14 protein-coding genes and 1 pseudogene are annotated in these 12,923 nt (G+C 60.2%); 10 read left to right on the top strand and 5 right to left on the bottom strand.

Going from position 1 to position 12,923, the window contains the following annotated elements:
• The first annotated feature begins 161 nt into the window (after positions 1–161).
• Positions 162–1,079: an ROK family protein gene (locus ACS4RS_RS10335; RefSeq protein WP_439011034.1), complete on the top strand. Its 918-nt coding sequence runs from the start codon at positions 162–164 to the stop codon at positions 1,077–1,079.
• Here ACS4RS_RS10335 and ACS4RS_RS10330 read toward each other — a convergent pair.
• The 5 genes from ACS4RS_RS10330 to ACS4RS_RS10310 form a co-directional block, all read right to left on the bottom strand.
• Positions 1,076–2,986 (bottom strand): family 20 glycosylhydrolase, encoded by a 1,911-nt coding sequence (locus ACS4RS_RS10330; protein WP_439011035.1) that lies wholly within the window; start codon positions 2,984–2,986, stop codon positions 1,076–1,078. The genes ACS4RS_RS10335 and ACS4RS_RS10330 overlap by 4 nt on opposite strands.
• 205 nt (positions 2,987–3,191) lie before the next feature.
• Positions 3,192–3,863, bottom strand: coding sequence for a transporter substrate-binding domain-containing protein (locus tag ACS4RS_RS10325; protein ID WP_439011036.1), 672 nt, complete (start codon positions 3,861–3,863; stop codon positions 3,192–3,194).
• Between the two features lie 11 nt (positions 3,864–3,874).
• A complete protein-coding gene (hpaI, locus tag ACS4RS_RS10320; protein WP_439011037.1) occupies positions 3,875–4,639 on the bottom strand; it encodes a 4-hydroxy-2-oxoheptanedioate aldolase in 765 nt (254 codons plus the stop codon).
• 7 nt (positions 4,640–4,646) lie between these two features.
• A complete protein-coding gene (gene hpaH / locus ACS4RS_RS10315; protein WP_439011038.1) occupies positions 4,647–5,429 on the bottom strand; it encodes a 2-oxo-hept-4-ene-1,7-dioate hydratase in 783 nt (260 codons plus the stop codon).
• 21 nt (positions 5,430–5,450) lie between these two features.
• Complete coding sequence (locus ACS4RS_RS10310) at positions 5,451–6,344, bottom strand: intradiol ring-cleavage dioxygenase (RefSeq protein WP_439011039.1); 894 nt, start codon at positions 6,342–6,344, stop codon at positions 5,451–5,453.
• Positions 6,345–6,600: 256 nt separating this feature from the next.
• Between ACS4RS_RS10310 and ACS4RS_RS10305 the strand changes: the two genes are divergently transcribed.
• The 9 genes and pseudogenes from ACS4RS_RS10305 to aroQ all read left to right on the top strand — a co-directional run bounded on the left by ACS4RS_RS10305 (position 6,601) and on the right by aroQ (position 12,921).
• Positions 6,601–7,338 (top strand): FCD domain-containing protein, encoded by a 738-nt coding sequence (locus tag ACS4RS_RS10305; RefSeq protein ID WP_439011040.1) that lies wholly within the window; start codon positions 6,601–6,603, stop codon positions 7,336–7,338.
• Positions 7,338–8,160 (top strand): annotated as a pseudogene (locus ACS4RS_RS10300) (sugar phosphate isomerase/epimerase family protein). Before ACS4RS_RS10305 ends, ACS4RS_RS10300 begins: the two are co-directional and overlap by 1 nt.
• 46 nt (positions 8,161–8,206) lie before the next feature.
• Positions 8,207–8,875 (top strand): ABC transporter permease subunit, encoded by a 669-nt coding sequence (locus ACS4RS_RS10295; RefSeq protein ID WP_439011042.1) that lies wholly within the window; start codon positions 8,207–8,209, stop codon positions 8,873–8,875.
• A 9-nt stretch (positions 8,876–8,884) separates the two neighbouring features.
• The gene (locus ACS4RS_RS10290) at positions 8,885–9,535 is read left to right on the top strand and encodes an ABC transporter permease subunit (protein ID WP_439011043.1); all 651 of its coding nucleotides are present in this window, start codon (positions 8,885–8,887) and stop codon (positions 9,533–9,535) included.
• Between the two features lie 40 nt (positions 9,536–9,575).
• A complete protein-coding gene (locus ACS4RS_RS10285; RefSeq protein WP_439011044.1) occupies positions 9,576–10,400 on the top strand; it encodes a transporter substrate-binding domain-containing protein in 825 nt (274 codons plus the stop codon).
• A gap of 41 nt (positions 10,401–10,441) precedes the next feature.
• Entirely contained in the window at positions 10,442–11,176 is a 735-nt protein-coding gene (locus tag ACS4RS_RS10280) for an amino acid ABC transporter ATP-binding protein (protein WP_049734865.1), read from the top strand.
• 18 nt (positions 11,177–11,194) lie between these two features.
• The gene (locus ACS4RS_RS10275; protein ID WP_439011045.1) at positions 11,195–12,055 is read left to right on the top strand and encodes a shikimate dehydrogenase; all 861 of its coding nucleotides are present in this window, start codon (positions 11,195–11,197) and stop codon (positions 12,053–12,055) included.
• A gap of 15 nt (positions 12,056–12,070) precedes the next feature.
• Complete coding sequence (locus ACS4RS_RS10270; protein ID WP_439011046.1) at positions 12,071–12,439, top strand: 5-carboxymethyl-2-hydroxymuconate Delta-isomerase; 369 nt, start codon at positions 12,071–12,073, stop codon at positions 12,437–12,439.
• A 32-nt stretch (positions 12,440–12,471) separates the two neighbouring features.
• Complete coding sequence (aroQ, locus tag ACS4RS_RS10265; RefSeq protein ID WP_439011047.1) at positions 12,472–12,921, top strand: type II 3-dehydroquinate dehydratase; 450 nt, start codon at positions 12,472–12,474, stop codon at positions 12,919–12,921.
• Positions 12,922–12,923 lie beyond the last annotated feature (2 nt).

Below are 12,923 nucleotides of genomic sequence, written 5' to 3'. Positions count from 1 at the left end.
CAATTGAATGACTTGTGCGATGGGAATAGCTGTTGATGGCGATTTGGCTAGATCATTCCCCTCTGCACCGCAAGCGCGCCGCGAGTGGCGGAATGAAGGCTTGTAATTCCCCGCCAACAGTGCGAGCAGACACCACAGACCAGAGAAACGGCAGGGTGGCAATGATCATCTCATTCGACATCGGCGGCTCCGCCATCAAGGGTGGCATTGCCCGTTCCGAGACGGACATCGTCCCCCTCGGCCGGCGGCCGACGCCGAAGGATGATTTCGCCGCTTTCGTCGACACCCTGCGCGCCATCATCGCCGAAACCGGCGAAGAGCCGAGTCGCATTGCGCTGTCCATTGCCGGCGTCGTCGACCCCGATACGCAGCGACTGATCTGCGCCAACATTCCCTGCATCCATGGCCGCAGGCTGGCCGCCGATCTCGAAGCCGAACTCGGTCTGCCGGCACTGATCGCCAACGACGCCGACTGTTTCGCGATGGCCGAGGCCGGCCTTGGCGCCGGTCGCGGCCACCGCATCGTCTTCGGCGCCATCCTCGGCACCGGCGTCGGCGGCGGCCTGATTGCCGATGGCCGTCTCGTCAATGCGGCCGGCGGTTTTGCCGGCGAATGGGGTCACGGACCGATCGTCGCCACGGCAGCCGGCAATCCGCCTGCCGCCATTCCCGCCTATGCCTGCGGCTGCGGCCAGAAGGGCTGCGTCGACACCGTCGGCGGCGCCCGCGGCCTGGAGCGTCTGCACAAGACGCTGCACGATCTCGATCTCTCGAGCGAAGAGATCATCGCCCAATGGCAAGATGGCGAGGAGAAGGCGGCACGGACGATCGACGTTTATGTCGATCTCGTCGCCTCGCCCCTGGCGCTGACGATCAACATCACCGGCGCGACCATCGTGCCGGTCGGCGGCGGCCTGTCTAATGTTGAGCCATTGCTTGCGGAGCTCGACCACGCCGTGCGCGCCCGCATCCTTCGCAAGTTCGACCGTCCGCTGGTGGTGCGCAGCCAATGCCGCATCGAACCCGGCCTGATCGGCGCAGCGCTGCTCGGGCTGAAAGCCGAAGCGGCGGCTCTTTAAAGCTCCGGCCACATCCGCACGATCGCCGCAAACCGATCCCAATCCTTCCGATCCGACGGTGTCCACGCGGCCTCGGCGACGGCCGGAAGACGCGGAAAGACCAGCCGGTTGAAATAGGCGCGTGAGATGAAGTTTTCAGTCCAGATGCAGGCCTGGATGCCGCGCATCTTCTCCTGCAGCGCCCCAGGCAACTCACCCTCGGCCTCGTAAGCATAGGTATGATCCGGCGGCGAATAGCCCGCCCATGCCGCGCCGGGCTCCGCCCAGGCTTCGGCCTGCGCCATGTCGAGATAGTAGGCCTGTCCCGGCGTCATCACCAGGTCGTAGCCTTGCTGCGCCAGCTCGATGCCGGCGGCGGGCTTTTCCCAGGCCATCAGCAGCGTGCCATCACGGTCGACGCCACCGCCATGCGAGACCTCGTTCCAGCCGGCGAGCTTTCTGCCGCGCTCCGACAGCATGGTCTTGATGCGCTTCAGGAAATAGGACTGCAGTTCGGCGGTGCCGGCAAGCTTCTCCCGCTTCATCAGCGCCTGGCAGAGAGGGGAGGAAAGCCAGGCGCCCTCTGCCACCTCGTCGCCGCCGATATGGAGATACTCGCTCGGAAACAGCGCCACGATCTCGTCGAACACCTTGCCGAGAAATTCGTAAGTGAATTCGACCGCAGGGTTGAGCGCATTGTTGGGGTAACCCTGCACCGCGCGATAGCTGTCGGGCGCTTCCTGCCCGTCGACGAGCTCGGGCAGCGAGAACAAGGTTGCGGTGCTGTGGCCGGGAATGTCGATTTCCGGCACCACCTCGACACCGAGCGAGGCGGCGTGCGCAACGACCTGCCGGACATCATCCTGCGTGTAATGGCCGGCGCGTGTTTCCGCTCCGTCGCCGAGCTGTGGCACGAGGACCTCGTCCGGCCCACGCCGCGCGCCGATCTCTGTCAGCCCTGGATAGGCCTTGATCTCCAGCCGCCAGGCTTCGTCGTCGGTCAGGTGCCAATGAAAGATATTGAGCTTGTTCCAGGCCAGGATATCGATCAGCCGCTGGACGTCGGCGACCGGATAGAACTGCCGGGACACATCGAGATGGCAGCCGCGCCAGTCATAACGCGGCTGGTCGGCGATCGTGCCAAAATTGGGGAATTTAAATCTTTCGCCATCGGCGCGGGCGCCGTGCAGCAGCTGCGCCAGACTGATGAGGCCGTAGCGCCGCCCCGCTTCATCCGCGCTCGAAAGCACGATCTCATGCGCGGTGAAACGCAGCTCGTGGGCGAAGGCAGCGATCGACGATTCGGCGACGAAACGAATGCGCCGCCCGCCATCGACTGCACTCAACGAAAACGGCGCGTCTTCGGCTGGGTAGAGGCGCTGGTAAAGTGAAACAACCTGTGAGAGGGCCTCGATCGCATCAGGCCACGTCTTCTCGGCCGGATGGAGGGTGGCCGGCAAGTCACCCGCCTTCAGCCCGAGCGACAGCGGCCAGGGGAGCAGCGCATAGGGTTCATTGGCTTTGCCGGGCGGCAGAAGCGGCGGCGACACACCGCCATCCAGGCCTTCGAGCATCAGATCGCCGAAATCGACGGGAAGGTGACGGCCGTCGGCAAGTGTCAGATAAGCGGATTTAACGCCAGCCGTGAGATGTTTCGGCTCTCTGCTCAGCCCCTCGACCGTGAACCGCCAACGCCCGCCCGGCGGCACGCTCAGCCCCTCGGGTGGCAGGAACTCATGAAAATGCGCGACCTGCCGCTTGAGGTTGCCGCCGTCGCAGACATGTTTGTCCGCAACCCTCGTCTCCGACGTATAGCAGAGCGAGAAGCCGGACAGCGGCTCGGCCGAAAGATTGTTGAGCGTGAGGATCAAGCGCCCGAAGCTGCCTTCGACCGGGCGCCAGCTTGTCTCCAGACTATAATCGGCCATGTCGCGCCCTCCCCGTCAACGAACGGCCGGGATCACGGCTGGTCTTCCGGCATTCCTTTGCAGCTTAGCCTGTTCGGGGCGGCAATGGAATCGGCGCGAACTCAGGCGAGGCGGACAGCGAGGAGAATCCAGAATGGTCAGAACGGTCGCAACGAGAATGCCGCCCATCATTGCCCAGCCAAGCGGACCCCGGCGACCAGGTCGCCTATGGGGCGCCATGCATATCATGTATGAAATCTGCGAAAAAGGCTGAGGCATGGATGGCTCTTTTATGCACGGCGATCGTCTGGGGGATTTCGGAGAATGTTCCTTCCACGAGCCGGAAGCCCGAAATGCGCACCGAGGTCTGGATGAGATATTCGGTCAATCCAGCGGCCGCATTACACTGGGATCCGACAAGTAGATCGACGGCTGATGCGGGGCTGTCAGTGTGCAAAACCGTTGCTCTTTCAAGCATTCGTTCGAGCTGTTTCGTGTAGGCCGCACTCCTTGCAGAGGCAATCCGGACTCCTTCGACGTCAACGTCTTGGACCCGCCGGAAGGACGAACTGTCAGGCACGAGATAGGTCGCTTTGACGGAGATGTATGGAGGCGAAAAGGAGAAACGGTCGGCTCTTGATGGATCAGAGGCAATGAAAGCGATGTCCCATTCATTGCCGCCCGCATCGGCAAGTATGTCGGCGGCCGAGCCGTACTGGATCAGGAAGAGGCCGCAATCAAGTTGTTCGGCGATCTTGCGGGCTATCTCAGTGCTCGGACCGACGAAGGCGGCCGCCTCATCGTCCCATCGGACCAACGCCGAATTCGACATGTTGACGGCGGCCCTGATCGCGCCGGTCGGCGCTATCTCAGCCAAAATTTGTTTCCGCGTCGGCATCTTCGAACTCCCTAAGATGCGAACCTAGCCGCGAGCGCCTCGGATCCTCTTGCAAGTAGTGCGACGTCCACACCGACGGCGGTAAACAGCATCCCCAGCGATATGCAGCGGGCTGCGAACTTCTCGTCGGGGGTGAGTATGCCGGTCGGCTTTCCAAGCGCCTTCAGGCGCCTTATCGCGTCTTCGATCGCCGCAACCACTTCAGGGTGACCCGGTTGACCAGGATGGCCAAAGCTCGCCGCGAGATCAGCCGGCCCGATGAAGATGCCGTCCACTCCTTCGACAGCGGCGATGGACTCGAGACGATCGAGCGCTTCACGGGTCTCGATTTGAAGAAGCAGGCATATCTCCTGCCCCGCGATCTGCGCGTAGTTCGCAACACGCCCGAAGCGGGTGGCACGCGTCAAGGCGGAGACACCACGAATCCCGCGCGGCGGATACCGTATGGCTGCTACGGCGGCCATCGCCTCCTCCTCGTTCTGCACATATGGAACGAGCAGCGTCTGCACCCCGATGTCCAGAAACCGCTTGATCAGCACGGGGTCGTTGAAGGCAGGGCGTACGACGGGCGAAACGTTGTAGGGCGCAACCGCCTGCAATTGGGGCAGGACGGTGAGGACGTCACTGGGAGAATGCTCGGTGTCGAACAGCAGCCAATCGAAACCCGATGGCGCGACGATTTCCGCTGCGTAGCTTCCCGGAAGGCCGCACCATAGACCGATCTGGCTTTGTCCGGCCATGAGCTTTCGCTTAAAGTGATTGACAGGGAGTTCCATCGTCACCTCACACGAACGAAACGCCGATGGAGCCGGCCGGCCCGTAATCGGCCTGGATGACGTCGCCCTTGGCGATATCCACGGGGCGGGTGAACGAGCCGGCAAGAACGATCTGGCCCTTCTTCAAGCCGCCGCCGACAGCATGGAGCTTGTTCACGAGCCATGCGATTCCAGCGGCTGGATGGCCCATGATGGCTGCGGAAACGCCGGATTCCTCGATAATGCCGTTTTTCGAAAGCGTCGCACCGACCCAGCGGATATCGACATCCATCGGTCGAACGATGCGACCACCTATGACGATCGCTCCGAAAGCCGCGTTGTCGGCGATTGTGTCGGTGATGGCTCTTGGCACTTCGGTTCGATAGTCGATGATTTCGAGAGCGGGAACGACAAATTCGGTCGCCCGCATGACGTCATAGATGCGGGTGCTTGGACCTTCGAGATCCTCGCCCATTACGAATGCGAGTTCGACTTCGAGACGGGGCTTGATGAACAGATCCGCTTTGATCTGCGCTCCGTCATTGAAGAGAGCGTCGTCGAGAATGACGCCGTAATCGGGCTCCGTCATTTTCGAGGCCATCTGCATTGCCCGCGACGTTAGTCCGATCTTGTGGCCAGCGATCCGTGCGCCTTTGGCAATCCGCGCCTGCGCCCAGAGCGCTTGTATTTTGTAGGCGTCTTCGAGTTCCAGGTTCGGATATGTCTTGCTTGGTTGGACGATTGGCTTGCGTTCGACTTCGGCCTTCAGCAGCGCGTCAGCTGCCTCCTGGCGTTCCTTGTCCGTGATCATGATTTGGCTCTGCTGCTTTCGTTATTTGATCGGAGGGCGTGGCAGGGCTGCCTCGCCTGGCTCCATGACATATGTGTAATCGAGCGAGAACCATGGCCCTGCGACGTCAGCGTCGGTCGGGTGCGGCTCTTCATGCCGGACGAAGTCGCCGGTCAACGCCGCGGTCACGCCGAATTGCACGTCGGAGTCGATGTTCGGATCGCTCGGATCGAAGACCTGCGAGATGAGTGTCTTGTATCCGTGCTTGAAGATGAGCGCGTGCAGATGGGCGGGGCGATAGGGGTGGCGGCCTTGCGCCTTGAGAAGGCGACCCACGACTCCGTCGACCGGGATCGGATAGCCAACCATTTTGACCGTCCTGAACCAGAAGCGGCCTTCTTCGTCCGTGGTGAGCTTCCCGCGGAGATTCATTTCTGCCTGGTCGGGATCTTGGTTCTCGTAAAGACCGACAGGCGACGCATGCCACACGTCGACCTCGGCGCCTGCGATAGGCTTGCCCTCCCGATCGACCACCTTCGCATGGACGAACAAAGGCGTGCCCGGAGTCTCGGACCGGATGACGGTTCCGCCGTTCTCGACCCGCGGAGAGTTAAGCCGCCAGAATGGCCCGAGCAACGATTGCGACGTCTCTGCCTGTCCCTTGTCGCCGTTATTGAGCAGGCAGACGAGCGAAGAGACCCCGAGCGACCCCGCCATGAGCACGAACTCGTTGTGACTGTCAGTCTGCAATTGGCCAATTTCGTTGAGGACCGCCGTGGCCTCCCGGAACTCGGCTTCCGAAAGCCTGACCTCCCGGACGAATGCGTGGAGATGCTTCACCATTGCGACGAGTATTTCACGCAGCCTGGGATCCTCGGTGCGGTGCATCACAGCGACGACGGCAGGCGTCACCTCGCTCTCAGTTCTGATTGGCATACCGCCACCTCCTCATGGAACGCCGAATATCAGAATAATCGATTATCTGTCAAGCAAGCGAACGTACCAGGACCGCGCTCGCCTGTCCAAACTTTTACGAACGCAATCATCAATCCACTGATTTACAAACGAAAAAGTGCCAAATAGATACCCTTTTTTAGGAAGCTTGGGCCGCTAGTACTGACGACAAGTTGACATAAATAATCGTTTATTATATCGATCATCGAAAGTTGAGCCGGATTGGCTGGGAGGAGTGATGGACTCGAGCGACGACAGCGCCCATGGCGCGCCGACAGAAGAAGATGCGCCGCCCGCGACCTTCGCCGACGATGGAAAAAACACCATCGGCAGCCAGCTCGCATCGCGTCTTCGAGAGGCGATCATTTCCGGCGAACTGGAGGCGGGCAGCAAGATCAATCTCGACAAGGCCCGAAAGACGTTCAATGTCAGCCTCAGCCCGTTGCGCGAAGGCCTGGCCCGACTCATTTCCGACGGCCTGGTTGAGTTTCAGGACAATCGAGGCTATCGCGTCGCCCCGATCTCGCTTGCCAATCTCGAGGAAGTTACGACCCTTCGGGAGGAGCTCGAGGTCTTCGCACTGCGCGAATCCATTCGCATCGGCGACGTCGAGTGGGAGGGCAACATCATGCGTGCGCTCCATCGCCTGAACCGAACCGAGCGCGACGCCGCCCGTCCCGAAACGCTGGAACACTGGGAAGCGCTGCACCGCGAATTCCACCTCACCTTAATCTCGGGCTGTGGCAAGCCGCTGCTTCTCCACTTCTGCAATCTTCTGCTGAATCTCAACGACCGATACCGCCGCGCCTTCCTCATCCGCACATCCGGGGACCGCAACGTAGGCCAGGAGCACAGCGAGATTGCGCAGGGCGCCGTGGCACGCGACGTTGAATATGCCTGCGAGAAGCTGCGCCAGCACATCCACCGGACCGGGACCAATCTTCGAAATCATCTTGCGACGAAAGGTGTCGTATGATGGCCGCCTCAACATCAAAGTCGACCGTCCCGATCGGCGTCGCGCATTTCTCGTCTATAATGCTGCCCCCCAGCGGAGTTCGCGAAGATTGCCAAACGGGCAGGTTTCTCCAGGATCGGCCTCAGGCTCCATCCAGCCTTTCCCGGTGCGCCGTATTATGAACTGCCTGTCGGCGGCGCAGCGGCCGGAGAGTTGAAGGCTGTGCTTGCCGGTGAAGAAGTCGAGGTCTTCGATATCGAGTTCTTCGTGATCGATCCCTCTTTCGACGCATCGTCAGTGGAGGCGACCGTCGCAGCAGCAGCGAATATTGGAGCGCGTCGGCTCAGCGTCTGCGGTGACGATCCGGATCATGCCAGGCTGCTATCGAACTTTTCGGATTTCTGCGTTCTCGCGGAACGGTACGGGTTGGCGGTTGACATCGAGAACATGGGCTGGCGGGTTGTCAAAGCCTTTGCAGATGGCATCGACCTCGTGACCGAGGCGGGGATGGAGAATGCCGGCGTTCTCGTCGACGGCGTTCATTTCTTCAGGAACGGCGCGGCTCTGGCAGACTTACGGGCCAACCTCGACAAAGTGAAGCACGTCCAACTATGCGACGTGGCCGGTCCGGCGCCGACGAACCCGGAGGAAATGATCGCGGAAGCAAGAAGCGGCCGACTGGCTCCAGGGGAAGGTGAGTTGCCGTTGGACGATCTGGTTGCCGCGGTCGGCACCGCCGCGTCCATCTCGGTGGAGGTGCCTTTGGTCGGATCGATGGCGCCGGAGGTCCACCTTAAACATCTTTTCGGCTGCGCGGAAAGAATAGTCGGACTGGATCGATAGTCCGGCGCGGATGCAGGTGATCCGCACCGGAAGGAGGAAATCATACATGGGTTATACATTCGATTTTGGTGCGGTCTTTGACCGCGCCCCGGAATTGCTTTGGGGTTCGCTCGGAACGATCGGGCTGGCGCTGGCCGGAATGGTCCTCGCGCTGGTCATCGGTATTATCGGCGTTGCCGCCAGAACGTCCAAGATCCGGCTCGTTCGAGCTCCCGCCATCGGGTTCGTGGAAATCGTCCGGAATACGCCCTTCCTCGTACAGATTTTCTTCATCTACTTCGCGCTTCCCTTGATGGGGATACGCCTCAACCCGACAGTTACCGCGATTATCGCACTGGGCATCAACGGCGGGGCATACGCGATCGAGATCATCCGCGGCGGTGTCGAGAGCGTCAGCAAGGGTCAGATCGAGGCAGGCTTCGCACTTGGCCTCCACAAGGGCGACGTCTTCCGGTTGATCGTGCTGAAGCCGGCTCTTCGGGCAATCTACCCATCGCTCACCAGTCAGTTCGTGATGCTGACTCTCACTACCTCGGTCTGCACCTCGATCGCAGCCTACGAGCTGACGTCGGCGGCGCAGAGAATCGAATCCGACACGTTCCGAAGCTTCGAGGTCTACTTCTCCGTAACTACCATCTACCTCGTGATTTCGACCCTGATGATGGGCCTCTTTGGCGTCATTTCCCGCCACTACTTCAACTATCCGACGCGATAGGAGGCACTTATGGGTCCCATCGGCGAAAACGAATTTCTATTCATCTTGCAGGGCCTGAAATGGACCGTACTGCTCGCGATCATCGGCTTTGTAGGTGGAGGCGTGTTCGGATTAGTGATCGCCCTGGCGCGCACATCAAAAAACCGGACGGCGCGCGTCGCGACTTCGGGCTACATCGCGCTCTTCCAGGGCACGCCGCTCCTGATGCAACTCTTCGTCGTGTACTACGGCGTGGCGCTGCTCGGCGTTGATGTCAACGCCTGGATCGCGGTGGCTATCGCCTTCACTCTTCATGCGAGCGCCTTCCTCGGCGAGATCTGGCGAGGCTCCATCGAAGCCGTTCCGAAAGGTCAGAACGAAGCCGCAAACGCGCTGGGCCTGCACTACCTATCGCGGATGAAAGACGTCGTCCTTCCGCAAGCCCTGAAAATCTCCATGCCTGCGACCATCGGCTTCCTTGTCCAGCTGATCAAAGGAACGTCGCTCGCCGCGATCGTCGGCTTCATCGAGCTGACCCGAGCTGGACAGATTATCTCGAACCAGACCTACCGGCCGCTCCTCGTCTTCGGGATCGTCGGCGTGATCTATTTCATCATTTGCTGGCCGCTGTCGCACCTTGGAAGTGGCCTCGAAAAACGGATGGCGAAAGCAGTCCGCTAACCGCTTCGCTCGAAGCAAATACAAAGAGGAGGAATAAGCAATGCAGACCAACCGTAGGAATTTTCTGGGAATCGCTTTTGCGACGGCCGCTTTCGCCACCATCGGAGCCGCCAGCGCATCGGCCGCCACTGTCGAAGAGATCAAAGCCAAGGGCACTCTCGTCGTTGGCATCCAGGGCGACAACGCGCCCTGGGGCTTTGTGAATACGAGCGGCAAGCAGGACGGCTTCGACGCCGATATCGCGACGCTGTTTGCCAAGGAACTCGGCGTGAAGGTCGAGTTCCAGCCACTCGCCGTCGCAAACCGAATTCCGGCGCTGACGACGGGGAAGGTCGATATCCTGTTCGCCACAATGGCCATGACCGAGGAGCGCGCCAAATCGATCCAGTACAGCAAGCCGTACGCAGCGAACACAATCTCGCTCTATGCCGCGAAGGCCGATGCCGTAAAGGCGCCGGCCGATGTAGCGGCCTGGGAGATCGGTGTGCCGAAGTCGAGCTCGCAGGATAAGGCCGTGACGGACGCTGTAGGATCGACTGCAACGATCCGCCGCTTCGACGATGACGCCGCCACCATCCAGGCTCTCATTTCCGGTCAGGTGAAGGCTGTCGGCGGCAACCAGTTCTACGGACAGAGGCTCGATGCGGCCAGCGCCGGGACTTACGAGCGTAAGATCGACTTCCTGAAGACCTATAACGGCGTCGGAACGCGCCTTGGCGAGAAAGACTGGAACGAAGCCGCCAACAGCTTCATCGACAAGATCAAGGCAAGTGGGGAGCTGGCGGCCATCACCAAGAAGTGGATGGGCATCGACCTTCCGACATTCCCCGAATCCATCCCCAACATCCCGTTCACCGTCAAGTAAAGCTGGAGGGCGCCGTGCTCAATTCTTCAAACGATCAGTCGATGTTGATTTCACTTGAGAAGATGGAGAAATGGTACGGCTCCTTCCATGCCTTGAAAAACATCAGCCTGTCGGTTCGCAAAGGCGAGAAGATCGTCCTTTGCGGCCCGTCGGGTTCCGGCAAATCGACTTTGATCCGCTGCATCAACGCGCTTGAGACGATCCAGGACGGGAAAATCGTCGTCGAAGGACAGTTGCTGGATGGCAGCACCAAGGCCGTGGATGCGATCCGGCGCGAAGTGGGCATGGTGTTCCAGAGTTTCAATTTGTTCCCTCACATGACCGTGCTCCAGAACTGCACGCTGGCCCCCATGCGCGTTCGCGGCACCAGCCGCGCCGACGCCGAACGACTGGCACGAAAATATCTGGAACGTGTCCGGATCCTCGATCAGGCGGAGAAATATCCCGCCCAGCTTTCGGGGGGCCAGCAACAGCGCGTCGCAATCGCACGTGCGCTCTGCATGGAGCCGAAGGTGATGTTGTTCGATGAGCCCACGAGTGCGCTGGACCCCGAGATGGTCAAGGAAGTGCTGGATACAATGATCGGGCTCGCACGCGATGGCATGACCATGATCTGTGTGACCCATGAAATGGGCTTCGCCCGCCAGGTAGCAGACAGGGTCATCTTCATGGCTTCAGGTGAGATCATCGAAGAGGCTGAGCCCGAGGTTTTCTTCAAGTCTCCTCAGCACGAGCGCACCAGGGCGTTTCTCGGCGAAATACTTGCCCATCACTGATCCAGTAGAGCTATCAAAATGGACAATAGAAAATTCCATGTCGGGCTGATCGGCGCGGACATTCAGATGTCGAAGTCGCCGGCTCTCCATGAGAGCGAGGCATACCAGCTTGGACTGGAATATCGGTACGAGCTTCTCGATCTGGCCGAGCGTGATCTTCCTGCATCTGCGCTGCCAGACCTTCTCGACGAGATTGAACGCCGGGGCTTTGCGGGAAGCAACATCACTCATCCGTGCAAGCAGACCGTCATAGCTCACCTCACCGATCTGTCGGAAGATGCCCAGATGCTCGGCGCAGTCAACACGGTCGTGCTTCGCAACGGAAAGCGGATCGGGCACAACACCGATTGGTATGGCTTTTATAACAATTTCGAGCGTGGATTACCCGATGTTGCTAAAGCACATGCGGTTCTGCTCGGCGCTGGCGGCGCGGGGGTCGCAGTCGCGCACGCAGCCATCAAGCTCGGAATCGAGATGCTTTCGATCTTCGACCAGGACGCAAATCGCGCCGCCACGCTTGCCGATCAGCTCAACCAGCGCTTCTCAAAAAGCTGCGCACAGCCGATCAGGGACATCAGTTCCACGCTCGCTTCGGCCGACGGGCTGATCCATGCCACGCCGACGGGTATGCGAAGCCATCCTGGCATCCCGATCGACCCGGGATCGCTTCAATCGCGTCACTGGGTCGCTGACATCGTCTACATGCCGCTTGTGACCGAACTTCTGGCTTTGGCCGAGAAGAAAGGCTGCAGAACGCTGCCCGGTGGTGGAATGACAGTATTCCAAGCCGCCGCCGCGTTCGAATTGTTCACGGGCGTGCAGCCGGACGCGGAACGCATGTCGCGTCACTTCGAAGAGTTGTGCCGAGCTGCAGTGTGATCTGGAGGACATGCGATGCCGCATATCATCATCGATTATAGCCGGGGCGCTGCCGAACGCGTGGTTATTGACGAACTGACCAGAGCGGTGCATCGCCGGGTCCGCGACGGGGGCCTCGTAAAGCCTGCTATAGTTCGCACATTCGCCAGGGAGGCCACTTTCTCCTGCGTCGGTGACGAGCATGCCAACAATCACTTCATCCAGATCATTGTGCGCATGGCTCCCGGACGGCCGGCGGAGGTGAAACGAGAGCTGCTGAAAGCGATTCTTGAAGCCGCGCACAGTGTCGCAGCACCCGCATTGGAGGAAGGACGGCTCGGGCTGCGTGCAGATCTCTACGAATCCGATCCCGATTTCGCATTCCAGGAAATAGCGTTCGCCTGAACTCAGGCGTTGCCTTCACAAGGATAATTGCAATGAGCCTGCTTTATGTTTTGAACGGTCCAAATCTCAACCTTCTCGGTAAGCGCCAGCCGCATATCTACGGCCACGAAACCCTGGCTGACGTCGAGGCCGACTGCCGGAAACTGGCATCGGAACTCGGACACGAGCTCCGCTTCCACCAGAGCAACCGCGAATACGAAATCATCGAGTGGATCCATGAAGCGCGTGAGGATGGAGCCGGCATCGTCATCAATCCAGCTGCATTCACGCACACGTCGGTTGCCATCCTTGACGCCCTGAATACGTTCGAAGGTCCCGTCATCGAGATCCACATCTCCAACGTGCATAAGCGCGAAAGCTTCCGCCACCACTCCTTTGTCTCCCACAGGGCAGACGGCGTAATCGCCGGACTTGGGACGGAAGGCTACCAGCTCGGCATCCGCCGCGTCGCGACAATGCTGATGACCCCGAAGAACGGCTGACA

It is taken from the genome of Rhizobium sp. F40D2, assembly GCF_051810745.2.
In the GTDB taxonomy this organism is placed as follows: domain Bacteria; phylum Pseudomonadota; class Alphaproteobacteria; order Rhizobiales; family Rhizobiaceae; genus Rhizobium.
The sequence above is the reverse complement of the archived record's forward strand: the minus strand, read 5'-3'. Positions and strand labels throughout refer to the sequence as shown.

Bases quoted from the DNA above. Each gene is read 5' to 3' on its own strand.
- ACS4RS_RS10335 (WP_439011034.1), top strand. From the start codon at position 162: ATGATCATCTCATTCGACATCGGCGGCTCCGCCATCAAGGGTGGCATT.
- ACS4RS_RS10330 (WP_439011035.1), bottom strand. From the start codon at position 2,986: ATGGCCGATTATAGTCTGGAGACAAGCTGGCGCCCGGTCGAAGGCAGC.
- ACS4RS_RS10325 (WP_439011036.1), bottom strand. From the start codon at position 3,863: ATGCCGACGCGGAAACAAATTTTGGCTGAGATAGCGCCGACCGGCGCG.
- hpaI (WP_439011037.1), bottom strand. From the start codon at position 4,639: ATGGAACTCCCTGTCAATCACTTTAAGCGAAAGCTCATGGCCGGACAA.
- hpaH (WP_439011038.1), bottom strand. From the start codon at position 5,429: ATGATCACGGACAAGGAACGCCAGGAGGCAGCTGACGCGCTGCTGAAG.
- ACS4RS_RS10310 (WP_439011039.1), bottom strand. From the start codon at position 6,344: ATGCCAATCAGAACTGAGAGCGAGGTGACGCCTGCCGTCGTCGCTGTG.
- ACS4RS_RS10305 (WP_439011040.1), top strand. From the start codon at position 6,601: ATGGACTCGAGCGACGACAGCGCCCATGGCGCGCCGACAGAAGAAGAT.
- ACS4RS_RS10295 (WP_439011042.1), top strand. From the start codon at position 8,207: ATGGGTTATACATTCGATTTTGGTGCGGTCTTTGACCGCGCCCCGGAA.
- ACS4RS_RS10290 (WP_439011043.1), top strand. From the start codon at position 8,885: ATGGGTCCCATCGGCGAAAACGAATTTCTATTCATCTTGCAGGGCCTG.
- ACS4RS_RS10285 (WP_439011044.1), top strand. From the start codon at position 9,576: ATGCAGACCAACCGTAGGAATTTTCTGGGAATCGCTTTTGCGACGGCC.
- ACS4RS_RS10280 (WP_049734865.1), top strand. From the start codon at position 10,442: ATGTTGATTTCACTTGAGAAGATGGAGAAATGGTACGGCTCCTTCCAT.
- ACS4RS_RS10275 (WP_439011045.1), top strand. From the start codon at position 11,195: ATGGACAATAGAAAATTCCATGTCGGGCTGATCGGCGCGGACATTCAG.
- ACS4RS_RS10270 (WP_439011046.1), top strand. From the start codon at position 12,071: ATGCCGCATATCATCATCGATTATAGCCGGGGCGCTGCCGAACGCGTG.
- aroQ (WP_439011047.1), top strand. From the start codon at position 12,472: ATGAGCCTGCTTTATGTTTTGAACGGTCCAAATCTCAACCTTCTCGGT.